The 22,544-nt window shown below is 38.2% G+C and carries 22 protein-coding genes; 17 read left to right on the forward strand and 5 right to left on the reverse strand.

Features of this window, described 5'->3' with window-relative positions; translation table 11 throughout:
• Positions 1-5 precede the first annotated feature (5 nt).
• From DRF61_RS00155 to DRF61_RS00200, 10 genes are all read left to right on the forward strand, one after another.
• The gene (locus DRF61_RS00155; protein WP_111952817.1) at positions 6-1,460 is read left to right on the forward strand and encodes an MFS transporter; all 1,455 of its coding nucleotides are present in this window, start codon (positions 6-8) and stop codon (positions 1,458-1,460) included.
• A gap of 239 nt (positions 1,461-1,699) precedes the next feature.
• A complete protein-coding gene (locus DRF61_RS00160; RefSeq protein WP_111952820.1) occupies positions 1,700-2,821 on the forward strand; it encodes an endo-1,4-beta-xylanase in 1,122 nt (373 codons plus the stop codon).
• A gap of 42 nt (positions 2,822-2,863) precedes the next feature.
• The gene (locus DRF61_RS00165; RefSeq protein ID WP_111952823.1) at positions 2,864-3,832 is read left to right on the forward strand and encodes a glycoside hydrolase family 43 protein; all 969 of its coding nucleotides are present in this window, start codon (positions 2,864-2,866) and stop codon (positions 3,830-3,832) included.
• A gap of 148 nt (positions 3,833-3,980) precedes the next feature.
• Positions 3,981-6,014, forward strand: a complete 2,034-nt coding sequence (locus tag DRF61_RS00170; RefSeq protein WP_111952826.1) for an alpha-glucuronidase — start codon at positions 3,981-3,983, stop codon at positions 6,012-6,014.
• A 130-nt stretch (positions 6,015-6,144) separates the two neighbouring features.
• Positions 6,145-6,798 (forward strand): fructose-6-phosphate aldolase, encoded by a 654-nt coding sequence (gene fsa / locus DRF61_RS00175; protein WP_111952829.1) that lies wholly within the window; start codon positions 6,145-6,147, stop codon positions 6,796-6,798.
• Between the two features lie 4 nt (positions 6,799-6,802).
• Positions 6,803-7,651, forward strand: a complete 849-nt coding sequence (locus tag DRF61_RS00180) for a transketolase (RefSeq protein WP_111952832.1) — start codon at positions 6,803-6,805, stop codon at positions 7,649-7,651.
• Between the two features lie 11 nt (positions 7,652-7,662).
• Complete coding sequence (locus DRF61_RS00185) at positions 7,663-8,619, forward strand: transketolase family protein (RefSeq protein ID WP_111952835.1); 957 nt, start codon at positions 7,663-7,665, stop codon at positions 8,617-8,619.
• 52 nt (positions 8,620-8,671) lie between these two features.
• Positions 8,672-9,859 carry a galactokinase gene (gene galK, locus DRF61_RS00190; protein ID WP_111952838.1) on the forward strand — a complete coding sequence of 396 codons (1,188 nt, stop codon included), beginning with the start codon at positions 8,672-8,674 and terminating at the stop codon, positions 9,857-9,859.
• The gene (locus DRF61_RS00195) at positions 9,843-10,892 is read left to right on the forward strand and encodes a UDP-glucose--hexose-1-phosphate uridylyltransferase (protein ID WP_228452543.1); all 1,050 of its coding nucleotides are present in this window, start codon (positions 9,843-9,845) and stop codon (positions 10,890-10,892) included. The genes galK and DRF61_RS00195 overlap by 17 nt, the downstream gene beginning before the upstream one ends.
• 84 nt (positions 10,893-10,976) lie before the next feature.
• The gene (locus DRF61_RS00200) at positions 10,977-11,774 is read left to right on the forward strand and encodes an HAD family hydrolase (protein WP_111952844.1); all 798 of its coding nucleotides are present in this window, start codon (positions 10,977-10,979) and stop codon (positions 11,772-11,774) included.
• A 141-nt stretch (positions 11,775-11,915) separates the two neighbouring features.
• Here DRF61_RS00200 and arr read toward each other — a convergent pair whose 3' ends face one another.
• Positions 11,916-12,356, reverse strand: a complete 441-nt coding sequence (arr, locus tag DRF61_RS23075; protein WP_373865958.1) for an NAD(+)--rifampin ADP-ribosyltransferase — start codon at positions 12,354-12,356, stop codon at positions 11,916-11,918.
• A gap of 358 nt (positions 12,357-12,714) precedes the next feature.
• Entirely contained in the window at positions 12,715-13,554 is an 840-nt protein-coding gene (locus tag DRF61_RS00210) for a GLPGLI family protein (protein ID WP_111952850.1), read from the reverse strand.
• Positions 13,555-13,973: 419 nt separating this feature from the next.
• Here DRF61_RS00210 and DRF61_RS00215 point away from each other — a divergent pair, with 419 nt between their 5' ends.
• The 3 genes from DRF61_RS00215 to DRF61_RS00225 all read left to right on the forward strand — a co-directional run bounded on the left by DRF61_RS00215 (position 13,974) and on the right by DRF61_RS00225 (position 16,224).
• Positions 13,974-14,543 carry a Crp/Fnr family transcriptional regulator gene (locus DRF61_RS00215; protein WP_111952853.1) on the forward strand — a complete coding sequence of 190 codons (570 nt, stop codon included), beginning with the start codon at positions 13,974-13,976 and terminating at the stop codon, positions 14,541-14,543.
• Between the two features lie 78 nt (positions 14,544-14,621).
• Positions 14,622-15,359 (forward strand): SDR family NAD(P)-dependent oxidoreductase, encoded by a 738-nt coding sequence (locus DRF61_RS00220; RefSeq protein WP_111952856.1) that lies wholly within the window; start codon positions 14,622-14,624, stop codon positions 15,357-15,359.
• A gap of 307 nt (positions 15,360-15,666) precedes the next feature.
• On the forward strand, positions 15,667-16,224 hold the full coding sequence (locus DRF61_RS00225; protein ID WP_111953577.1) for a sugar O-acetyltransferase: 558 nt from the start codon (positions 15,667-15,669) through the stop codon (positions 16,222-16,224).
• 270 nt (positions 16,225-16,494) lie between these two features.
• Here DRF61_RS00225 and DRF61_RS22765 read toward each other — a convergent pair whose 3' ends face one another.
• Positions 16,495-16,641 (reverse strand): bacteriocin-like protein, encoded by a 147-nt coding sequence (locus DRF61_RS22765; protein WP_167409388.1) that lies wholly within the window; start codon positions 16,639-16,641, stop codon positions 16,495-16,497.
• Between the two features lie 22 nt (positions 16,642-16,663).
• Positions 16,664-16,807: a bacteriocin-like protein gene (locus tag DRF61_RS22515; RefSeq protein ID WP_157963349.1), complete on the reverse strand. Its 144-nt coding sequence runs from the start codon at positions 16,805-16,807 to the stop codon at positions 16,664-16,666.
• A gap of 286 nt (positions 16,808-17,093) precedes the next feature.
• Between DRF61_RS22515 and DRF61_RS00230 the strand changes: the two genes are divergently transcribed.
• From DRF61_RS00230 to DRF61_RS00240, 3 genes are read left to right on the forward strand one after another with little or no spacing between them, the layout of a single operon-like run.
• Complete coding sequence (locus tag DRF61_RS00230) at positions 17,094-17,960, forward strand: alpha/beta fold hydrolase (protein ID WP_111952859.1); 867 nt, start codon at positions 17,094-17,096, stop codon at positions 17,958-17,960.
• Between the two features lie 30 nt (positions 17,961-17,990).
• Positions 17,991-18,584, forward strand: coding sequence for a dihydrofolate reductase family protein (locus DRF61_RS00235; protein ID WP_111952862.1), 594 nt, complete (start codon positions 17,991-17,993; stop codon positions 18,582-18,584).
• Between the two features lie 44 nt (positions 18,585-18,628).
• Entirely contained in the window at positions 18,629-19,000 is a 372-nt protein-coding gene (locus DRF61_RS00240; protein WP_111952865.1) for a VOC family protein, read from the forward strand.
• Positions 19,001-19,130: 130 nt separating this feature from the next.
• Here the strand turns inward: DRF61_RS00240 and DRF61_RS00245 are convergent, their stop codons facing one another.
• Positions 19,131-20,627: a hypothetical protein gene (locus tag DRF61_RS00245; protein WP_111952868.1), complete on the reverse strand. Its 1,497-nt coding sequence runs from the start codon at positions 20,625-20,627 to the stop codon at positions 19,131-19,133.
• 440 nt (positions 20,628-21,067) lie between these two features.
• Between DRF61_RS00245 and DRF61_RS00250 the strand changes: the two genes are divergently transcribed.
• Positions 21,068-22,537 carry an alpha-amylase gene (locus tag DRF61_RS00250; RefSeq protein ID WP_111952871.1) on the forward strand — a complete coding sequence of 490 codons (1,470 nt, stop codon included), beginning with the start codon at positions 21,068-21,070 and terminating at the stop codon, positions 22,535-22,537.
• Positions 22,538-22,544 lie beyond the last annotated feature (7 nt).

Below are 22,544 nucleotides of genomic sequence, written 5' to 3' on the forward strand. Positions count from 1 at the left end.
TTCATATGAACAATCCATCCCAGAAAATATCCGTTGTTGAGAAAATCGGCTACAGTTTAGGAGATTTAGCGGCCAATCTGGTTTTTCAGACGCTTGTAACGTATTTAGCTTATTTTTACACAGATATTTACGGATTAAAAGCGGAAGATGCATCCATTATCACCCTTACTGTAGGCTTATTGGCAGGTTTTGTATTCAACCCGGTGATTGGTGCTTTGGCAGACAGAACACGGACAAAATGGGGGAAATTCCGTCCTTGGATTGTACTGTCCGCAATTCCACTGGGTGCAGCGGCACTTTTTGCATTTAGCACACCCGATTTTTCGTATAAGGGAAAAATGATTTATGCGGCAGTTACTTACTCTCTTTTACTATTGCTTTATGCCGCTAATAATTTACCTTATGCTGCTTTGAGTGGCGTGATAACGGGAGATATGGGTGAAAGAAATAGTATTTCTTCCTACCGTTTTGTTGCCGTTATGTTTGCACAGTTTTTTGTTCAGGTATTTATGCTGCCCATTATTTTATCTGCAGGACATGGTGATAAAGCAGCCGGAATCGAAGTTGTAATGACCTGGCTCGCCATTATAGGAACGGTCATGTTGCTGATAACGTTTTTTACAACCAAAGAAAGGGTGATTCCAAAACCGGAACAGGAATCGACTTTGGGCGCTGATTTAAAAGATTTAAAGAAAAATAAGCCATGGATTATCATGTTGATAGTTACCGCATTGATTTTCATTACACTCGCGATGAAAGGTGGCTCATATGTCTATTATTTTAACAACTATGTAGATGAAGCATCACTTCAGCAATTTATATCACCAATTACGAATTTCTTCAATTCCATTGGGATGAATTTCTTTGGAGAAGATCCACGGTCAGCAGGTTTCGGGCTCTTCAATGCAGGCGGGATTATCATGATGATTGTAGGGATTGCTTTTTCCAAAAAATTTGCTGACAAATATGGTAAGAAAGACGCATTCATCGCCTCATTATTTATTTCAACGTTATTCGTACTGGCATTTATATTTTATCCGCCAAAATCGGTAGGGTTGATGTTCCTGTCACAGATTTTACACGGTTTCTTTTACGGAATCGGAACCCCTTTACTTTGGGCGATGATTGCAGATGTGGCAGATTATTCCGAGTGGAAAAATAACAGGCGCGCAACAGCCATTATTTTCTCTGCGATGATGGTCGGCTTAAAGGTCGGCTTGAGTATCGGAAGTTCTTTGGTTGCATTGATTATCGGAAAATACGGTTACATTTCGTCAGAAGGTACGATAAGCGTGATACAGCCGGAAACTGTTTCCGCAGGAGCAAAAATGCTGGTCAGTGTATTTCCTTCCATTCCGTTCTTTTTAGCGTGCGGGTTACTGATGTTCTATGAAATCAACAAAAAAATGGAAATCAAAATCGAGCAGGATTTGAAAGAAAGAAGAAAATCAACAGATTAATCAATTATATTTTTTGGACAGCTGATCCGGCTTCCACTCCCGCTTTTTTGTTCCGCTTGCTTCACAAAAAGAGCTCCGTTCAAGCCGGGCTGCGAGTGATTCGTATTCAAAAATCTTGACAAGATTAATTGGAATCAATAGGAACGGGCTTTAGCCCGTTTAATACAAGACAAGGAAAAAGGCTTTAGCCAAAATTTATAATAAGTTTCGGCTAAAAGCCAAATGAAAATAAAAATTTTATGAAAAAAATAGTAGCATTATTAGGAATTTTAACTTTGACTGTCTCGTGCAAGACAGCAAATACGGCAACTTCAAATGATTCTCTGAAAAACGCATTCAAAAATAAATTCTACATCGGAACAGCAATGAACCTTCCGCAGATTCACGAAACAGAAGTAAAATCTGTTGAGATCATTAAAAATCAGTTCAGTTCCATTGTAGCGGAAAACTGTATGAAATCTATGTTCCTGCAACCACAGGAAGGTAAATTCTTTTTTGATGATGCTGACCAGTTTGTGGCTTTTGGAAAGAAAAATAAAATGTTTGTCATCGGCCATACGTTGATCTGGCATTCTCAGCTGCCAAAATGGTTTTTCGTTGATAAAGACGGGAAAGACGTTTCTCAGGAAGTCCTTAAGCAGAGGATGAAAAATCACATCACCACGGTTATAAGCAGATACAAAGGCCGCGTGAAAGGCTGGGATGTGGTTAACGAAGCTATCATGGAAGACGGTTCTTACCGGAAAAGTAAATTTTACGAAATACTAGGCGAAGAATTCATTCCGCTGGCATTTCAGTACGCGCAGGAAGCTGATCCGAATGCGGAATTGTATTACAATGATTACAACGAATGGTATCCCGGAAAAGTTCAGACCGTCAGCAAAATGGTACAGAACCTGAAATCCAGAGGGATCCGCATTGATGGTGTTGGGATGCAGACTCACGTGGGTCTCGATACGCCAACACTTGACGAATATGAAAAAGCAATTGTAGCTTATGCAGCAAACGGAGTGAAGGTTAATGTTACCGAAATGGAGATCAGCGCACTTCCGTCACCTTGGGGAACTTCTGCCAACGTTTCAGATACCGTGGAATATCAGGCAAAAATGAATCCCTATAAGGCAGGGCTTCCCGAAAATATAAAAGCAGAATGGGAAAACCGTTATCTGGATTTTTTCAGATTATTCCTGAAGCATCAGGATAAAATCAGAAGAGTGACCTTGTGGGGCGTTACTGATGCCCAATCTTGGAAAAATGATTTCCCGGTAAAAGGAAGAACCGATTATCCATTACTTTTCGACCGGAACGATCAGACAAAACCTGTGGTGGAAAAAATCATTCAGTTAACAAAAGAAAAATAAATCTAATATCTAGTTTCTAAAATCTAACTTCTAATTAAAGCAATGAAAAAATCAAAATATCTATTCCCGAAAGATTATATGGCAGACCCTTCTGTGCACGTTTTTGAAGGCAAATTGTACATTTACCCGTCCCACGACTGGGAAAGCGGAATGGAAGAAAATGACAACGGAGATCATTTTGATATGAATGATTACCACGTTTTTTCTCTCGATGATGTAGAAAACGGCGAAATTACAGACCATGGTGTTGTCCTTTCTGTAAAAGATATTCCGTGGTCAGGAAGACAGTTGTGGGATTGCGATGTGGCGTTCAAAAACGGTAAATATTATATGTACTTTCCGTTAAAAGATAAAAATGACATCTTCAGAATTGGGGTTGCCGTAAGCGACAAACCTTACGGACCGTTTATTCCGGAGAAACACCCGATGATGGGAAGTTACAGCATCGACCCTTGTATTTTTGAAGAAGATGGAAAATATTATATGTATTTTGGTGGAATCTGGGGCGGGCAGCTGCAACGTTATAGAAACAACAAAGCCCTTGAATCCGCGGTTCTTCCCAATGAAAATGAACCGGCAATTCCTTCAAAAGTAGCTTTGTTGAGTGACAATATGCTGGAATTCGGGGAAGAACCAAAAGATGTTCTGATTCTTGATAAAGACGGTAATCCTTTGCTTCACGGTGACAGACACCGTTTCTTTGAAGCTTCATGGATGCACAAATACAATGGCACCTATTATTTTTCATATTCTACCGGCGATACGCATTTGATATGTTATGCAACGGGAGACAATCCTTATGGGCCATTTACTTTTCAGGGAGAAATTCTGACGCCTGTTGTTGGATGGACAACCCATCACAGTATAGTTGAATTTAAAGGAAAATGGTATCTCTTTTTCCACGATTCTGTTCCGAGTGAAGGAAAAACATGGCTCAGAAGTATGAAGGTAATCGAACTTGAATATGACAGCAATGGTAAAATTAAAACCATTGAAGGTTTAGAAGAATAATCTATAAAAAGTCCCGAAGAGACGATTTAACGAAGGATAGGATGAAATCCTATTATCAATAGGAACGGGCTTTAGCCCGTTTAAAGATGAAGAGATACAATTTGGCTTTAGCCAAAACTTATTTAAACAAAAATTAAAAGAAAATCTAATGCGCTATTTCCGACTGTACATCCTATTATTTCTAATGATTCCATTAACGATTTTCGCAGAAGACGGAAGTCAGCTTTGGCTTCGGTTTCCGGCAAAAAATGGAGTGTCCTCAGACAAAATTATTTCCAAAGGAAACAATCCGACTTTAAATATTGCCAAAAAAGAATTGATGAATCATTGGCAGGGACAGGCTGTGGAACTTCGTACAGATAAATCATTAAAAAATCTGAAAGGTGGTTATACAATAAAATCAGTTCAGAACAAATTGGTCATTTCTGCTGAAAAAGAAATCGGATTGTTGTATGGAGTGTATCATATTTTACGTTTACAACAGACAAAATCTGCATTGACAAATCTTAATATTACCGAAAAACCTTCGTATGATGTCAGAATTCTCAACCATTGGGATAATCTGGACGGGACGATTGAGCGTGGTTATGCAGGACATTCACTTTGGAAATGGGAAGATTTACCGGATACAATTTCCCCGAGATATGAAGAATATGCAAGAGCCAATGCCTCAATAGGAATTAATGCAACTGTTCTCAATAATGTGAATGCATCACCCAATATGCTCCGTAAAGACTATCTTGAAAAAATAAAAATTCTCGCAGACATTTTCAGACCTTACGGCATCAAGGTATACCTCTCAGTTAATTTTTCGTCTCCAAAAGTTTTAGGCGGACTTCAGAACTCCGACCCTTTAAACAAAGATGTTCAGAAATGGTGGAAAGATAAAGCCTCAGAGATTTACAAATTAATTCCGGATTTTGGAGGTTTTTTGGTGAAAGCCAATTCCGAGGGACAACCCGGACCTCAGGATTATGGAAGAACACATGCAGATGGAGCCAATATGATGGCAGACGTTCTGAAGCCTTACGGAGGAATCGTAATGTGGAGAGCTTTTGTGTATAGTCCCAGCAAAGAAGACCGCGCAAAACAAGCCTATCTGGAATTCGTTCCCCTTGACGGGAAATTCAGAGATAATGTTATTGTTCAGATTAAAAACGGACCTGTTGATTTTCAGCCCCGTGAAGCGTTTAACCCACTTTTTGGAGCACTGAAGAAAACTTCTGAAATGGTTGAGTTTCAGATTACTCAGGAATATTTAGGGCAAGCCAATCATCTGGTTTATCTCGCTCCATTGTTTAAGGAAACACTGGACAGCGATACTTATTCTGACGGAAAAGGTTCTACGATTGCTAAAATTACGGACGGAACGCTAAGACCTGCGAAAATTACGGCTATTTCTGCGGTTTCCAATATCGGGGAAGATAAAAACTGGACGGGTCATCATTTTGCACAGGCCAATTGGTACACTTTCGGACGTCTGGCGTGGAACCACGATCTGACTTCTGAACAGATTGCTGAAGAATGGATTAAAATGACGTTTACCGATAATGACAAATTCCTCAGTCCTGTGAAAGAAATGATGCTGACATCAAGGGAAACGGCGGTGGATTATATGATGCCTCTTGGTTTGCACCATATCTTTGCAGGAATGCACCATTATGGACCTGAACCTTGGGGCGATTACAAAGGAACTAGAGCAGATTGGTCGCCAGTTTATTACCACAAAGCTGATGCAAATGGAGTAGGTTTTGACAGAACTAAAACCGGAAGTAATGCAGTTTCAGATTATTTTCCTCCTTTGAATGAAGTGTATGGAAATATCAAAACCTGCCCCGAAAACCTGATTCTCTGGTTTCATCATGTTCCGTGGAATTATCAGATGAAAGATGGCAAAACTTTGTGGGAAGAATTATCTTATAAATACGATACAGGCGTTAAAAATGTACGCGAATATCAAAAAGTCTGGGACAAAATGCAGCCTTATGTTGATGAAGAACGATTCCAGAACGTTCAATCAAAATTAAAAATTCAGGCAAAAGATGCCGTTTGGTGGAAAGACGCGTGTCTGCTGTATTTTCAGACCTTTTCGAAAATGCCGATTCCTTATGACATCGAGCGACCGGTTCACGAACTGGAAGATTTAAAGAAAATTAAGCTCAATATGGGACATCATAATTAGAATGGCTAGTTAAATTCCCAGTATTCAATTTATCATTAAACTAAATCTCATCTTGATTATAATGAGCAAAATTTGCTCATTTATTTAATTAAGTGTAATTTTAACACTTATAACCTTAACAATTTATTTTATGAAATTTTTTATAGACACGGCGAATCTTGCTATGATTGAAGAAGCCAATGCTTTGGGTATTCTGGATGGCGTTACAACCAATCCGTCTCTGATGGCAAAAGAAGGGATTTCCGGAAAAGAAAATATTCTTAACCATTACCTTAAAATCTGTGATATCGTTGATGGCGATATAAGTGCCGAAGTTATCGGAATTGCTTATGACGAAATGATTCAGGAAGGAGAGGAGCTGGCAGCCCTGCACCCGCAGATCGTGGTAAAAGTTCCTGTTACTAAAGACGGAATTAAAGCGATCAAATATTTTTCACAAAAAGGAATCAGAACAAATTGTACTTTAATTTTTTCCGCCGGACAGGCACTTTTAGCTGCGAAAGCAGGAGCAACGTATGTTTCACCATTCTTGGGCAGGCTGGATGATGTTTCTACGGACGGTCTGAATTTAATTGAAGAAATCAGAACCATTTATGATAATTTCGGATTCGAAACGCAGATTTTAGCGGCTTCCGTAAGACACAGTATGCACATCATCAATTGTGCAAAAATAGGTGCAGATGTTGTTACCTGTCCTTTGCCACCCATTTTGTCATTGCTAAAACATCCGTTAACAGACAGCGGTTTGGAACAGTTTATCAAAGATTCACAAAAAATGAAATAAATATATGCAGCACGATATTTCAAAACTCAAAAATATCGCTTCCCAGGTAAGAAGAGATATTGTAAGAATGGTTCACGCCTGCCAATCCGGTCATCCCGGAGGTTCGCTCGGGTGTGCCGACTTTTTGGTTGCTCTTTATTTTGATGCGATGAAAAGAAAGGAAGGATTTGATATGAATGGAAAAGGTGAAGACGTATTTTATCTTTCCAACGGCCATATTTCTCCGGTTTTTTATAGTGTTTTGGCACATGCGGGTTATTTTGATAAGTCAGAATTAGCCACTTTCAGAAAGCTGAATTCAAGACTGCAGGGACACCCCACCACACACGAACATCTTCCCGGGGTCCGTGTTGCATCAGGCTCTCTTGGGCAGGGCATGTCAGTGGCCATTGGTCACGCAGTTGGTAAAAAGCTGGACAAAGATGAAAATTTAGTGTTCACGCTCCACGGTGACGGCGAACTGCAGGAGGGGCAGAACTGGGAAGCCATTATGTACGCTTCTCACAATAAAGTAGATAATCTCATTGCGACAATAGATTACAACGGCCAACAGATCGACGGACCCACTTCAAAAGTCCTTTCTCTAGGCAACCTTAAAGCCAAATTTGAAGCCTTTGACTGGAAAGTTCTTGAAGTGGAAAATGGAAATGATATGGACGAAATTCTTAGAGTTTTATATGAAGCGAAGTCGTTGACAGGACAAGGACAGCCTATTTGTATTCTGCTAAAAACCGGAATGGGCTATGGTGTAGATTATATGATGGGAAGCCACGCCTGGCACGGAAAAGCGCCTAATGATGAGCAATTGGCAAAAGCATTAGACCAGCTTGAAGAAACTTTGGGAGATTATTAAACAGATATCAAATGAAAAAATATACTTATACAGAAAAAAAAGATACCAGAAGCGGTTTTGGAGCCGGTCTTGCAGAATTGGCGGACAAGAATTCTGATGTCGTAGCTCTTTGTGCAGATCTTATCGGTTCCCTGAAAATGGAAAAATTTATTGAAAAGGCACCGGAGCGTTTTTTCCAGATCGGAATTGCAGAAGCCAATATGATTGGTATTGCAGCAGGTTTGGCCACAGAAGGCAAAATTCCATTTACGGGAACCTTTGCCAATTTTTCTACCGGAAGAGTGTACGACCAGATTCGTCAGTCGGTGGCTTATTCCGGCAAAAACGTGAAAATCTGTGCTTCGCATGCGGGTCTTACCTTAGGCGAAGACGGCGCAACACACCAGATTCTGGAAGATATTGGGCTGATGAAAATGCTTCCGGGAATGACTGTTATCAATACCTGCGACTACAACCAGACCAAAGCAGCAACCATTGCTATTGCAGATTATGAAGGTCCGGTTTATCTGCGTTTCGGAAGACCTGTAATTCCTGTTTTTACCGATGAAAATCAAACTTTTGAAATCGGGAAAGCCTGGATGATAAACGAAGGAAAAGATGTGACAGTCATTGCAACAGGACATTTGGTTTGGGAAGCGATAAAAGCCGGAGAAATCCTGGAAGAGCAGGGAATTGATGCTGAAATTATCAATATCCACACCATCAAACCTTTAGATGCTGAGGCCATTCTTAATTCGGTTAAAAAAACAGGATGTGTGGTTACTGCTGAAGAACATAACAGATTAGGAGGTCTGGGCGCCAGCGTTGCACAACTTCTGATCACGGAACATCTTGCGCCACAGGAATATGTTGCCGTAAACGACAGTTTTGGTGAAAGCGGAACACCTGATCAACTGATGGAAAAATATGGGTTAACGGCCAATGATATTGTGGAAGCAGCAAAAAAAGTTATAAAAAGAAAGAATTGAATGCTTTTTAAATTATGCTCAATTCACCTAAAAGTATAAATTGCAGTTATTTATGAAGGAGAAATTAGTTAATGATACAACAGAAGCATTCCAGGCTTTCTTTCATTCAGATCCGGAAAATATTTTTCTGGCTCCGGGAAGAATTAATATTATTGGTGAACATGTTGATTACAGCGATGGTTTCGTACTTCCAGCAGCTATTGACAAATACATTTGCTTTGCTGTAAAAAAAGTTGAGGACTCGGAAACCTGTACCTTTTTTGCTAAAGACTTTGATGATTCTTTTAGTTTTAATATCAACCAAAAGCAAAATCCTGTTTCGCAGACCTGGGTCAATTATTTACTGGGTGTATTTAATGCTGTTCAGGAAAGTGGGAAAAAGACCGGTGGTTTACAAATTGCTTTTAGCAGTACCATTCCGATGGGTTCCGGCTTATCTTCATCAGCAGCGCTGGAATGTGGATTCGCCTTTATTCTGAACCAGATTTTTGATTTAAATTTAAGCAGAAAAGATCTGGCTCTTATAGGTCAGAAATCCGAACATACCTTTGTTGGAGTACAATGCGGAATTATGGACCAGTTTGCCTCTGTTTTCGGTAAAGAACATCAGGTGATCATACTGGACTGCCATTCTCTGGAACACCAGTATTTCGAAGCTAATCTGGAAGGTTACAGCCTGGTGCTTTTCGATAGCTGCGTAAAACATACCCATCTCACTTCCGGCTACAACAACAGAAGAAAAGATGTGGATCAAGGAAAAAGGATATTGTGGGAAAAATTCCCTGAAATCGAGAAGTTCAGAGATTTCAGTTTTTCAATGCTGGATGCAGTCAGATCGGAAATAGGAGAGACCTCATACAAAAGATGCCGGTATCTTTTAAAGGAAATCAAAAGAGTCGAAAAGGCTGCCAAAGCTTTATCAGAAGGCGATGTAGAATATCTTGGTAAACTTCTTACCGAAACCCATTCCGGACTTTCTACTGAGTTTGAAGTGAGCTGCGGAGAGCTCGATTTTCTGGTAGAGAAAACGGTAAAAGAAAATGGCGTTTTAGGTGCAAGAATAATGGGCGGCGGCTTCGGTGGATGCAGCATCAATTTGATTAAAGATAAAAATGTAAATGAAGTAATCAAAAAAATCAGTGCAGCGTACAAAGCCGGTTTTGGCATCGAAATGAAAGTGTACCATGTAAAAATATCGGATGGAATTAAAGAATATAAAAGAAATGAATTCGTCATTTAATCAGAAAAAGCATCCTCACCGAAGGTATAATCCGCTTTTGAATGAATGGATTCTGGTGTCTCCGCAACGGGCAAGCCGGCCTTGGCAGGGACAAACCGAAAAAATAGCCGAAGAAAAACTCCCGGTTCACGACCCTGATTGCTATTTATGTTCCGGAAATCTCCGTGTAAATGGAGAAAGAAACCCCAATTACAAAGGTGTTTATGTTTTTGAAAATGATTTTGGCTCTTTGATGAGAGATGATGTTGAATTCTCTGATGAAAATTCAGATTTCTTTACATTGAAGCCGGAGCTGGGAATTAACAGGGTGATTTGTTTTTCAGAAAATCACAGTCTTACTTTACCGGAAATGGAAGTCGGTGACATCAAAAAAGTAGTTGATGTGTGGCAACAGCAATATGAGGAATTGGGAGCTGAAGATTACATCAATCATGTTCAGATTTTTGAAAATAAAGGAAGTGTGATGGGATGTAGTAATCCGCATCCTCACGGACAAATATGGGCACAATCTTCTATTCCTTCGACGGTCTTGAGAACGCAGGAAAATCTGAAACAATATTTTGAAAAAAATGAAAGTTCTCTGCTGGAAGATTATATCAAAAAAGAATTGGAAATCGAAGAAAGAGTCATTCTTGAAAATGAGGATTTTGTAGCTGTTGTTCCATTCTGGGCAGTATGGCCTTACGAAACAATGATTGTAAGCAAAAGAAAAGCTGAAAATATTCTGCAGTTTTCTGATTCAGAGAAGTATTCATTAGCGTCAATAATAAAGGATTTAACAATTTTATACGACAATCTTTTTGAAATTTCTTTTCCATATTCAGCGGGAATTCATCAAGCACCAACGGATGGAAAACCGCATCCGGAATGGCATTTTCACATGCATTTTTACCCTCCTTTACTCCGAAATGCTGAAGTGAAAAAATTTATGGTAGGCTATGAAATGCTGGCAGAACCACAGCGCGATCTCACACCGGAACAAAGTGCGGAAATATTACAGCATCTTTCAGGGTTACATTACAAAAATGTATAAATAAAAGAGCTTACCTTTGCATTGTAAATTTTAATTGAATTACCATCAAAAAATCCAAATGGAATTTTTGTAAAGAATACTATTATGACAGATATTAAACTGATTGTCACAGATATGGACGGTACTTTTCTCAATTCAGATTATGAAGTAAGTCCCAACTTTCCTTCCGTATTTAAAGAACTGAAAAAAAGGAATATCCTGTTTGTTCCTGCAAGCGGCAGGCAAATGCCGGGTATTACCCAATATTTTGAGGACATTAAAAATGAGATCGGTTTTATTGCAGAAAATGGAGGATATGTTATTTACAAGAATAAAGAGCTTTTTGCAGATAAATTAGACCATCAGTTTATTGTTGATATTACAGCAGCTGTCCGGGAAATTCCCGGTGCCAGAGCAGTTCTGTCTGCAAAAAAGAAAGCGTATTATGAAAGTGATGATCAGCAATTTATTGATTATTTTACAAAATATTATACTGAAAATCAAAAAGTAAATGATTTGGGAGGAGAAGTGGATGATGATGCGTTCAAGATCGCCGTTTATCATCCAGAGGGTTCTGAAAAGAATCTTTACCCTTTCCTGAAAAAATTCCGGGAAAATAATCTGGAAGTCGTTGTATCTGGAAAATACTGGCTTGATATTATGAATAAAGATATTAACAAGGGTAATGCACTGGAAAAATTACAGAATCTTCTGAATATTACGCCGTCCCAAACCATGTCTTTTGGAGATTATATGAATGATATTACGATGCTGGAAAGGTCAAAATATTCTTATGCAATGGAAAATGCTCATCCTTCTGTAAAGGTGGCTGCCAGCTTTTCTACACTTTCAAATGATGATTTTGGTGTCTTAGAAACCATCAGCGAATATTTAAAAATCTAATCCTAAGAATTTAGAAAGATTTTCTTTTAGTTCAATTACTTGGATCAGGTTTTATTTAATAGAATACTTGAATTTAGCTAAATTGAAATTGTGAACGAACTATTTGCTTTTTATGCTGTCATTTTAGAAAATGGTCATGATTTAATTAATAATCTCTCCTTTATTATTAGCTAATTTTTCCCGCCATTGCTGTAATTGCTCAGGTGTTAGTCTTTGCCAGTCTCTTATTTCACCAACTATTTTTAACGGTTCGCTGGTGCGGTAAGAACGTGTCGGATTGCCGGGAAATTTTTTGTTGGTGACATTGGGATCATCCTCAAAACGACCACTGGGCTCAACAATATATACATGTTCAGTACCATCGCCTTTGGCCAAAGCTGCAGCAAGACCCGCCCCGTTAACCAGTGCAGTAAAATAAATATGATTCATGACTAGTTCCGACTGATAATTGGAAGTACGCCCGCCGGTCAATAGATCACCTGCTTTTAGGTCCGCTTTTGTACCATGGTAAAAGGGACCTTTATCCGAAGGCTGGCTTACGGATGCTAACGCTAGTTCATGATATCTTTTTGCATTATTCATGTCGCCAACATTTTCATAGCATTCAGCAATGTTTGTGTAAAGAGCAATAAAAGCTCCTTTTACCGCTTCATTATCAGCTTTTAAGGCAAATTCCAGAGCAGTTTCATACCAACTTAATTTGTCAGCAACCTTTGCCTGACTTCGGGCAACATACCAGGCGGCAAGGAACTTTTCAAAGTCGTTTGTTGCCTTGTTCCAGGCCTGAAGAAATAATTTACCGGCTTCTTCCAGATTTGCAGTTTCTTCCATATGCATACCTTGCATACAGAGCTGTATAACGGGATTGTTGGGATTGAATTCCATTTTCGATGATTATTTTTTTTTAAGAACGTAAAAATAGTGTTTTATGCATATTACACTAGTATTCTTTGTAATGAACCGCTTTATCAATCTCAATAGGATTGTTATATTTTCTGATGATTTGCTGCATACTTTTTGTCTGAGTATTCAACTCGTCTACAGTATGGATCTCTTTTCCATTGATATTGATCTTCAGATTAGTATTTGCTTTGCTGAAATTATTTCTTTCAAAGGCAAAAGGATCATTGTAAAAATCTAGGGTCAGCTTCACTTTCTGTTTTTCATTGATAGGGATTGCCTTGTTTCCGAAGTTAGATTCTACAAAATTATCAGTTGGAAAAGTACCTGAAAGCTCCTGGCTTTTTATCAGATTATAAATAAAATTCTTTTTTGAATCCGAAAGCTCAAAAATCAGTCCCGGAAGTCCACGGAATTTATAAGGACCTTCATTAAAAGGAATATCCTTACAGAACCAAGCCGTCCAATTCCTGCCTCCAAATCGGGTAAAAGCTTTCTGCAGGGTATAATTTTCCACTTTTTTTGTCTCATCCGAAATTACCCAGCTTATTTTATCTGTTGTTTTAAATGAATAATATCCTTCTTTAATCGCAATGAAATTAGTATTGTCATACGTGTTGATCTTTCTTTTCACGATCTGTCCGGACATGTCGGTATGGCTGTTGTTGGTTCCGAACTTTTTATTTAAAGAATCGGTTACCAGTAAATTATGGCCATAAAATTTGACCTCCTTAGGGCTAATGTCAAGAAGCATATTCAGTTTTTCATATCCTGCTTCGGCCGAATCCATTTTGTACTGTAGTTCATAAACAAATCTATGCGTCTGTGATTGAAGGAATATAATAAAGAACAATGCTGGTAGGGCAAAAATATTTTTCATAATTAATTATTTTAAGATAATAAAAAAGTCTTATAGGTGATCTTGCCCTTCATATGGGTTAGTATTAAATGATTTCTTAATAAAAATACAAAATTATTAAGTGCTGGAAAAAAATAATGCTTAGAGAACTAATGCATTAGCTCATAAATTATTAAATGCTATCAGACGTTAATAAATCCGTACACAACATATAAAGAATATTTTGAAACTCATTTCATGCGGCAATTTGAGGATAATCAATATAATTAGTCTACTTTAAAATGTCGGTCTGAGTTACTCACTTAAATTAATAACAGCTTTTTTGCTTTCTTGTTGCATGAAGTTTCAAAATATTCATGTGACAAAACTATAATCATCATTTTTCATTTATTTTACCAAATGACAAATACTGTGAAACTGACTTTAGTTAACTTGCACTTATGAAACAACTATTTGACTTTATTTTAAGGTTTGGAAATCTTAATCAGCAACAGATTGATTTTATTTCAAGTAAAGCCCAGGAAATACACCTTCCGAAAGATGAATACTTTTCAGAGGCAGGTAAAATTGCTCGTCAGGTTGGATTTATTGTAGACGGGATATTACGGGTTTGCTATTATAATAATGAAGGCGAAGAAATCACCAAATACTTTATTGAAGAAAATAATCTGGTGGTGGATCTGGAAAGCTTTGATAATGAAATTTGCTCAAGCACTTATGTACAGGCAATAACCGATACCAAAATAATCGTTTTTTCAAGAAAAGACTGGATGGAGCTTTTACAGACCATTGTTGGATGGGATGCAATTGTACATAAAATTATTTCAAGGGCGCTGATCCAGAAAGTGGAGAGAAGAAGTCCGTTGGTTTCCGAAGATGCAACAACCCGTTATCTTAAATTTTTGGAAATCTATCCTACTGTTGTCAACCGTGTCCCATTGTCATATATTGCCTCTTATCTGGGTGTTACACAGTCTTCACTGAGTAGAATAAGAAAAAATATCCGCTAAAGTTGCTTTTTGCCAAATGGCAAACGGTTTTATTTTTAATTGGCGGAATTTTACATCATCAATTAAAACAAAAGAATAATGAATTCAGCATTAATTACAGGAGCCAACAGAAGTATTGGCCTGGAAACAGCAAAGCAACTTTCAGAGAGAGGGTATTTCGTTTATTTGGGAAGCCGTGATCTTGCAAAAGGTGAAGAGACCGTAAAAGAATTGGCCGAAAAAGGATTTCAAAATATCAAAGCGGTTGAAATAGATGTTACCAAACCTCATTCAATTTCTGAAGCAAGGAATATCATCGCGAAAGAACAGGGAAAGCTTGATGTTCTGATTAACAACGCAGGGATCTTGGGCGTAAACCCTCAAACGGCATCGGATACTTCCATTGAACATATTCAGGAGGTGTTTGACACCAATTTCTTTGGGGTAATCAGCGTGACACAGGCATTTTTAGAACTGCTCAAAAAATCGGACACTCCCAGAATCAGCAATATAACTTCCGGACTTGGATCACTAACATTGCACAGCGATGCTACTTGGAAGTATTATGGTGTGAAAGGGGCGGCCTATGGTCCTTCAAAGTCAGCTTTAAATGCATACACCATTGTATTGGCTTATGAATTGAAAGATTCGCCTTTTAAAGTGAATGCCATTGATCCCGGCTATACTGCAACAGATTTTAACCACCACAGCGGGCCAGGATCTGTAGAAAGTGCAGCAGCGTTTATTATTAAACACACACTGACGGATGAAAATGCACCTACAGGACAGTATTTTAGTCATGATATAGAAGATGGGACAGAAATAAGTCCATGGTAGTATTTATATCAAAATTTACAGGATAAGATGTGATTAAAGAGAAACTGAAAGGTTTCTCTTTTTTGTTATGGTTATGAATTAAGACAACATGGAAAACCCGGATTGATAGCTGAATAGCTCATGACTAATAAATAAGTGTAATTTTAGCGGAATTGCATACATTTTTGAGGCTGACCATTTGCATTTATAGGCTGACACCGCAATTATCGACTAAAAAAGGTAATATTTGACATTTTTCGAGTACATAATGTAATCATTGAGAATAATGATGATCGTACCTTTACACGGTCAGTTAATTAGAAAAAATATGAGCAATACAATTTTTGATGAGTTAAAAAACGGAACGACCGTAACCCCTCAGCATCCACAGATAAAAGATTTAAGAGATAACTCTTATGCTACGATCAGTTGGTTACAAAAGCTTAATGCTTCTTCCAATCCTGAAGAAATAAGAAAAATATTGAGCGAAATTACCAATACAGCCATTGATGAGACTGTAGCGATATTTCCGCCAATCTATATCAACTATGGCAAACATTTGGAGATTGGTAAAAATGTATTTATCAATTTTGATTGTACTTTTCTAACGTTAGGCGGTATTGTTATAGAAGACAATGTAATGATAGGACCTAAAGTAAGCATGCTATCCGAAGGCCATCCTTTACCTTCAGCTGAAAGACATTCCTTAGTGCCGGGGAAAATTCATATTAAACAAAATGCCTGGATTGGTGCCGGTGCCATCATTCTTCCGGGAATAACCATAGGGGAGAATTCTGTCGTTGCTGCCGGTGCTGTCGTAACTAAAGATGTACCCGCAGGCACAGTTGTGGCCGGCACTCCTGCGAAAATCATCAAATCAGTATAAAGCAGACATACCTGCATATCGATACTATATATTTTTTAAGGTAAAACATGACATCACTTGCCTTACACTTTTATTTTCTACAATATGGATTGCAGTACTTAAAAAAATTATACACAAACCTTTATTAAAAATATCTGTAGAAAGATAAATACAATAGGGCAGGAGCTTTAATTATAGAGGCCTTCTCCTACAAAAAAACCTTAGGATCAACGATTCTAAGGCTTTTTTCTTATTTCTGAAAAGTATAGTATTCAGAAAGTAGTTTACTTTTTAACTCAATATATCACACGGTGCTACACAAATAACCCACGGACATCTTTTTATTCCCGGAGGTGGGCAGCATGCTTGGGAGCAGCTTAATGCTCCGCCATTAATATTTTTCAGCTGCTCTCTTGAAATTTTCTTAAAATTTTTCATAATAAAGTAATTTGGGTTAAACTTAAGGCTGGTTTCCACCGCCACATCCATCGTATGGCATACATTGCCATTTTCCGCTGATTAAGCATAGCTGACCACCCGGGCAGTTAATCCCTCCTGTAATTGACTTCATTTCCTGTCTTTCGATTTTCTTTAAATTTTTCATAAAAATAAGGTTTAGTTCTGTCCGAAATTAATAAATTTTCTTCAATTCGGTGTAATTATTTATAAAATGTTTATCTTCAATAAGTGTTTTGGTGTTAATATTTTTACTTTAAGCTTTTTAAGCCAGGTGAAATATAAGGCTTATGAAGATGTTTAGAAATAATTTTTTAATGTATCCACCCAAAATGACTTCATCAGATAAAATCTTGTCTTGTGGCAAGTTAGCTTTCGTGATGACTTATTAATTTTGGATAAAAGTTTTAATCAACCTAAATCCAGATAACATTATGAAAAATTTATTCAGAATCCTAAAGCCATTACTAACGTTAGTGATTATTATGCTTACAGCATCACCGTTATACGGCCAGAAAGTAAAACCTTCTGCTAGTGGCTATGTACCTGTTAACGGCATCAAAGTATATTATGAAGTCTACGGAGAAGGTAAACCTGTTGTATTGTTGCATGGTGCTTTTATGACCATTGATATGAATTGGGGCCAATTGATTCCGGAGCTGTCGAAGAACCGGAAGGTAATTGCCATAGAATTGCAGGGACACGGACACACGCCGTTTTCAGACCGCAAATTATCACACACTACATTAGCCGGTGATGTAAAAGGAGTCATGGATGAGCTGAAAATTGATAAAGCAGATGTAATAGGATATAGTTTTGGTGGTGCTGTAGCTTACCAGTTTGCTATACAAAGCCCTGAAAGATTAAACAAGATGGTGATTATTTCTGCAACCTATAAAAGTACCGGTTGGATACCCGAAGTAAATAATGCCTTTAAAGGGATGAAACCTGATCTTTTTATAAACAGCCCTATGCAGCTGGCCTATGACGCTGTGGCACCAGATAAAACAAAATGGACAAAATTTTTGGAGCAGATGATTGCTACTGCCAAACAGCCTTTTGACTTAGGTGATTCCAATATTTCTAAAATTTCGGCACCCGTTTTAATCATTTCCGGTGACAATGACGGACTGGATAAAGTTGAGCTGGCAAAAACCTATACATTATTGGGAGGTGGCATTTCTGCCGACCTTGGCTCTATGCCAAAATCTCAGCTGGCAATCGTTCCCGGGCAGGGACATGTCAGCCTGATGATGCAGAATGCAACGATCCTGAGCTACCTGGACAGTTTTTTAAAGTAATACCATAACTGAAATAATAAATTTATCAAAATGAGAAAAATAACTGTTTTATCAATGATTACGCTGGATGGTGTTATGCAGGCACCTGGCGGTCCTGATGAAGATGTTTCCGGAGACTTTAAATATGGTGGCTGGACAGTATCTTATGGTGATGAGCTTTTTGGACGGATCATGCAGGAAGAGATGAAGCCCGCCGACTATCTTTTGGGGAGAAAGACATTTGATATTTTTTCATCTTACTGGCCGGACCATGCTGATTTTTGGCCGGCTGTTAATGAGGGGACAAAATATGTCCTGTCTCAAACCACGGAAAATTCAGATTGGAAAAATACAGCTTTCCTCAAAAGCCTGGCAGATATACAGACGCTAAAGCAATCGGAAGGGCCTGATCTTCAGGTTTGGGGTAGCAGTGAGCTTATTCACCTGTTGCTAAAGCATGATCTTGTAGATGTGCTTCGACTCAAAATTTATCCGTTGGTCCTGGGTAAAGGGAAAAGATTATTTGACAGTGATACGGTTCCGGCAGCCTTTGCCTTAACAGAAAGCCATGTGACATCAAAAGGAGTGATTATAGCCAATTACAAGCGTAATGGGGAGATTATAACAGGTGATATTGAACTGTAAATTTTTGATCAAAGAATAACTTTACAACTCTTGGAGACTCTAAAATGAATACAAAATTTGAAGCAGGAATTAATATAGCCATAAAAATTCCGAAAAATAAATATGAAAAAACAGTTGCTTTTTACAGGGATATTCTAAAGCTGGATGTTGAAGAAAAGCCAATTAACAATCCTACCGTTTCCCGGACGCATGAAGTAAAATTCGGCAACAATATTATATGGCTGGATTGTGTGGACAACTATACCCATTCTGAAACTTGGTTACAGCTTACCGTTCCCAATATAGATGAAGCGACAAAATATTTGCAGTCAAATGGTGTGGAAACCTGTGACGAAATTGAGGAGCTTCCTGAAAATATGCACTGGATTACTGACCCGGCAGGCACAGTTTTTAATCTACAGGAAACTCCGGAGTAATAAAAAAGCTGTAATCTGACTGATTGCAGCTTTTTTGTATCCTATTGAAATGTAATTTTTTATACTCTTAATTATTTGCAGAATAATGACCGTTTTTATAGACTGAAATTCACCATAGAATTGATTTCAATTACTTGATTGTGATCGTCATATTCGGAACCACAATGTCGCCATTAGAGCCTGAATACCGCTGAGCAAATATTTCAACATAATCATTATTGAGAAGCTCAGTAGTTCCGTTTATTGGCAGTACAACAATATCATTGGTAGATGATCCTCTTCCGTACACTTTATATTGACTTAAAACAGTTCCGTTCTTGGCAATATATATGATATAAGTTCCTGCTGCGGGAACCTGAAAAGAAACTGATCCTGTTATTTGAAAAATTCTTTTCTTTTTGCCCAGATATCTTAATCTGTTGGGAACACCGTCTGTTGAAAACCTGAATAAATTGGATGAGGTGGAAACTGAAGATGCAGTACCGATCTTTACGATATTGCTGGGGTTTGCATTGTTGGTAAAACTGACACCAATGCCGGTTCCTACAGGATAGTCTACAGAAAAATCTCCAACAGCATTGGTGTCAGCTTCAGTAGGTATTCCGGCAGCTCTTACCGTCCAGCTATTGTTAAAATTATACCCGGGATAGGTTCCTGTAGCATATGGCCTGATATAACCTGCAGTATTGGTTCCCGTAAAAACGACAGATTCCATAACAGCATCACCGGTTATTGTAAGACCGGATGTTGATACATCAAATCCTGTGGCAGATCCATTTACCTGGCTGAATCCGCCTTGTTTTTCTATCAATGTAAAAGTACCCGTCAAACGCTCATAAGTCCCGGAATTATTGCCAAACCAACCTATATTACTGAGTAACAGCTGTGTTATATTGTTATAGGTGATACCGTTGCTGTTTCCTGTAAATTGAATGATGCTCAAAAATACCAGCCCAAAGCCAGAAACAGTTCCAACAGTATTGGAATTAGCAACAACACAGTCCCGGAATATAAGGTTTTGAGCAGGAGATCCGTTTAAATTGAAAACATTTCCGCCTGGTGCTGTAAGAGTTAAGCTTCTGATGCTCCCGCCCGTGGCTCCCTCAAAAATATTGCCCGAAGTTCTCCGGATAATGTCATTATTGCTGTCATGGCCGGTTATGTAAGAATTATTAATATCAATGGGCAGATCAAATGTTACCTGTCCATTGATCTCATACAGTGTATTAGCATCCATAAGATATTTCCCACCGCCTCCGGCAGCAAGTTCTTCAGCTAAAACTGTATTCAGTACATCAGTAGATTTTATGCGTTTAAAGTTAATTCTCTCGGTCACACTGCTTGCCAACGGAGCCCATGATGATGTAGAATTTATGTAATAATAGAATAGCTTCAATGTAGTATCGTAAACCAGGAGTCCATCGGCGGGAGCTACTATCGCATTTCTTTCGGCTGTTGTCATTCTTGGAGCCAGCATTCCTCTGGTTGTGGAACTTACGTCCAGCATAGCACTTGCATTGGGAGTGGGAGTTCCAATTCCAATCTGACCTTTCCCTGCATAAAACAGAAATATGAAAAACAGCAGGAAAAAATTCTTGTAATAGTGGAGGGTAAATTTTTTTTTCATGGTGAATTAATTAAGTTATTAATAATAGGATTGGTCCCGGTATGGGCCGAAAATGTTTCAGTGATGGATTCGAGCTGTATACTTAGTTGATCAGTTAAATTTTAATAAATAATAGCAGTAAGAATTGATAAGTAAATTTAATAAATCCCAAATTATTGAATTATGATTATAATCATAAAAATATTAATTAAAATTCACCGAAATATGATGTTTTATGATCTTAATCATGATGGCAGTGAAGGATACACCTTAGATTTGTAAATGATTATGCATGTATACTATCTAAAATGCTACACTTTGCCTTTCATCCTTTGAGAGGTTTTTTAGTATTGCTGGAACAGACAGGATGCAAACTATGGTGCATCATATTCCTGATCTATTTTGAGCAATTATCAGTATAAATAAAGCTTTTAATGTTTAACAGAAAACCGAATTAAAATATGAATGGAGTTATTATACAATTCTTTCATTGGTATCATAAAGGAAATTTATGGAATGAATTTACGGAAAAGTGTGAGTATCTTAGGAATCTGGGATTTACAGCAGTGTGGTTTCCACCCGCAACAAAATGTGTGTTAGGGCAGGAGGGCAGAGGATATGATATCTATGATTTGTATGACCTGGGAGAATTTGATCAGAAAGGAGGTATTCCCACAAGATACGGAACCAAAGATGAATACCTGTCCGCTATTAAAAAAGCCCACGAAGCTGGCATATCCGTTTACGCTGATATTGTACTGAATCACAGAATGGGGGGAGACGAGGGTGAGACTGTTACCGTACAGCAAGTCAATGAGGAAAACCGGAATGAAACCATTGGTGAACCTTTCAGTGCAAAGGTATTTACGAAATTCCTTTTCCCGGGACGGAACAGAAAGTATTCGGATTTTATCTGGGATTATACTTGTTTTAGCGGAATAGACATTATTCAGAAAGATCATGAAGAAATAAAAGGAATTTTCAAAATCCATAACGAATACGGAACAGAATGGAACCAGGCGGTAAGCCACCAGTTCGGAAATTATGATTATCTGATGGGAGCTGATGTAGAATACCGTAATCCTTACGTCGTCGAAGAAATGAAAAACTGGATCAAATGGTATCTGGAAACTACCCATGTGGATGGATTGCGCCTGGATGCCCTGAAGCATATTTCCGTTGATTTCTTACAGGAATGGATTACCTATATAAAAACCGAATTGAATCCGGATTGTTATATTTTGGGCGAATTCTGGAAGTCGGAATCTGGAAAAATATCTGATTTTTCTGATAAGATTAATGATATGATCTCCTGTTTTGATGCACCTCTCCATTACAATTTTTTTGAAGCATCAAAGGAGGGGAAAAATTATGATCTCAGCCAGATTTTAAAAGGCAGTTTTCTGGAGAAAAAACCGGTCTTTTCCGTTTCATTTGTTGAAAATCATGATACGCAGAAGTTACAGGCTTTAGAATCAGCTGTACAGGATTGGTTCAAGCCTCTGGCTTACGCTGTTATTTTATTGTCAGAAGAGGCATATCCCTGTGTTTTTTATCCCGATCTTTTCGGAACAGAATATACGGATTCGAAAGATGGTGAAGAAATAAAAATCATTATGCCAAAGGTGGAAGTTCTGCCTAAATTGCTTGAAGCGCGGCGGCAGTTTGCTTATGGCGAGCAGGTTAGCTATTTTGATCATCCCAACTGCATTGCGTGGGTCAGAAAAGGGAATAATGAATATCCCGGCTGTATTGTGATCCTATCTAACAGCGAAGACGGCTATAAAGATATTGAGCTTGGAAAAGAAAACGCAAATTCCGTATACCGGGATTTTACCGGGCAAAGAAAAGACCCAATTGAAACAGATGAAAATGGCAAAGCCAGATTTGTGGTCAATTCACAATCTGTAAGTGTGTGGGTGAAAGTTTAGATTCCAG

The organism is Chryseobacterium lathyri (assembly GCF_003290185.1).
GTDB lineage: Bacteria > Bacteroidota > Bacteroidia > Flavobacteriales > Weeksellaceae > Chryseobacterium > Chryseobacterium lathyri.

Excerpts from the sequence above, each read along its gene's own strand:
- galK (WP_111952838.1), top strand. The coding sequence starts at position 8,672 with ATGAAGGAGAAATTAGTTAATGATACAACAGAAGCATTCCAGGCTTTC.
- DRF61_RS00220 (WP_111952856.1), top strand. The coding sequence starts at position 14,622 with ATGAATTCAGCATTAATTACAGGAGCCAACAGAAGTATTGGCCTGGAA.
- DRF61_RS00155 (WP_111952817.1), top strand. The coding sequence starts at position 6 with ATGAACAATCCATCCCAGAAAATATCCGTTGTTGAGAAAATCGGCTAC.
- DRF61_RS00235 (WP_111952862.1), top strand. The coding sequence starts at position 17,991 with ATGAGAAAAATAACTGTTTTATCAATGATTACGCTGGATGGTGTTATG.
- DRF61_RS00180 (WP_111952832.1), top strand. The coding sequence starts at position 6,803 with ATGCAGCACGATATTTCAAAACTCAAAAATATCGCTTCCCAGGTAAGA.
- DRF61_RS00165 (WP_111952823.1), top strand. The coding sequence starts at position 2,864 with ATGAAAAAATCAAAATATCTATTCCCGAAAGATTATATGGCAGACCCT.
- DRF61_RS00230 (WP_111952859.1), top strand. The coding sequence starts at position 17,094 with ATGAAAAATTTATTCAGAATCCTAAAGCCATTACTAACGTTAGTGATT.
- DRF61_RS00160 (WP_111952820.1), top strand. The coding sequence starts at position 1,700 with ATGAAAAAAATAGTAGCATTATTAGGAATTTTAACTTTGACTGTCTCG.
- DRF61_RS00185 (WP_111952835.1), top strand. The coding sequence starts at position 7,663 with ATGAAAAAATATACTTATACAGAAAAAAAAGATACCAGAAGCGGTTTT.
- DRF61_RS00250 (WP_111952871.1), top strand. The coding sequence starts at position 21,068 with ATGAATGGAGTTATTATACAATTCTTTCATTGGTATCATAAAGGAAAT.
- DRF61_RS00210 (WP_111952850.1), bottom strand. The coding sequence starts at position 13,554 with ATGAAAAATATTTTTGCCCTACCAGCATTGTTCTTTATTATATTCCTT.
- DRF61_RS00240 (WP_111952865.1), top strand. The coding sequence starts at position 18,629 with ATGAATACAAAATTTGAAGCAGGAATTAATATAGCCATAAAAATTCCG.
- DRF61_RS00195 (WP_228452543.1), top strand. The coding sequence starts at position 9,843 with ATGAATTCGTCATTTAATCAGAAAAAGCATCCTCACCGAAGGTATAAT.
- DRF61_RS00200 (WP_111952844.1), top strand. The coding sequence starts at position 10,977 with ATGACAGATATTAAACTGATTGTCACAGATATGGACGGTACTTTTCTC.
- DRF61_RS22515 (WP_157963349.1), bottom strand. The coding sequence starts at position 16,807 with ATGAAAAATTTAAAGAAAATCGAAAGACAGGAAATGAAGTCAATTACA.
- DRF61_RS22765 (WP_167409388.1), bottom strand. The coding sequence starts at position 16,641 with ATGAAAAATTTTAAGAAAATTTCAAGAGAGCAGCTGAAAAATATTAAT.
- fsa (WP_111952829.1), top strand. The coding sequence starts at position 6,145 with ATGAAATTTTTTATAGACACGGCGAATCTTGCTATGATTGAAGAAGCC.
- arr (WP_373865958.1), bottom strand. The coding sequence starts at position 12,356 with ATGAATAATGCAAAAAGATATCATGAACTAGCGTTAGCATCCGTAAGC.
- DRF61_RS00245 (WP_111952868.1), bottom strand. The coding sequence starts at position 20,627 with ATGAAAAAAAAATTTACCCTCCACTATTACAAGAATTTTTTCCTGCTG.
- DRF61_RS00215 (WP_111952853.1), top strand. The coding sequence starts at position 13,974 with ATGAAACAACTATTTGACTTTATTTTAAGGTTTGGAAATCTTAATCAG.
- DRF61_RS00225 (WP_111953577.1), top strand. The coding sequence starts at position 15,667 with ATGAGCAATACAATTTTTGATGAGTTAAAAAACGGAACGACCGTAACC.
- DRF61_RS00170 (WP_111952826.1), top strand. The coding sequence starts at position 3,981 with ATGCGCTATTTCCGACTGTACATCCTATTATTTCTAATGATTCCATTA.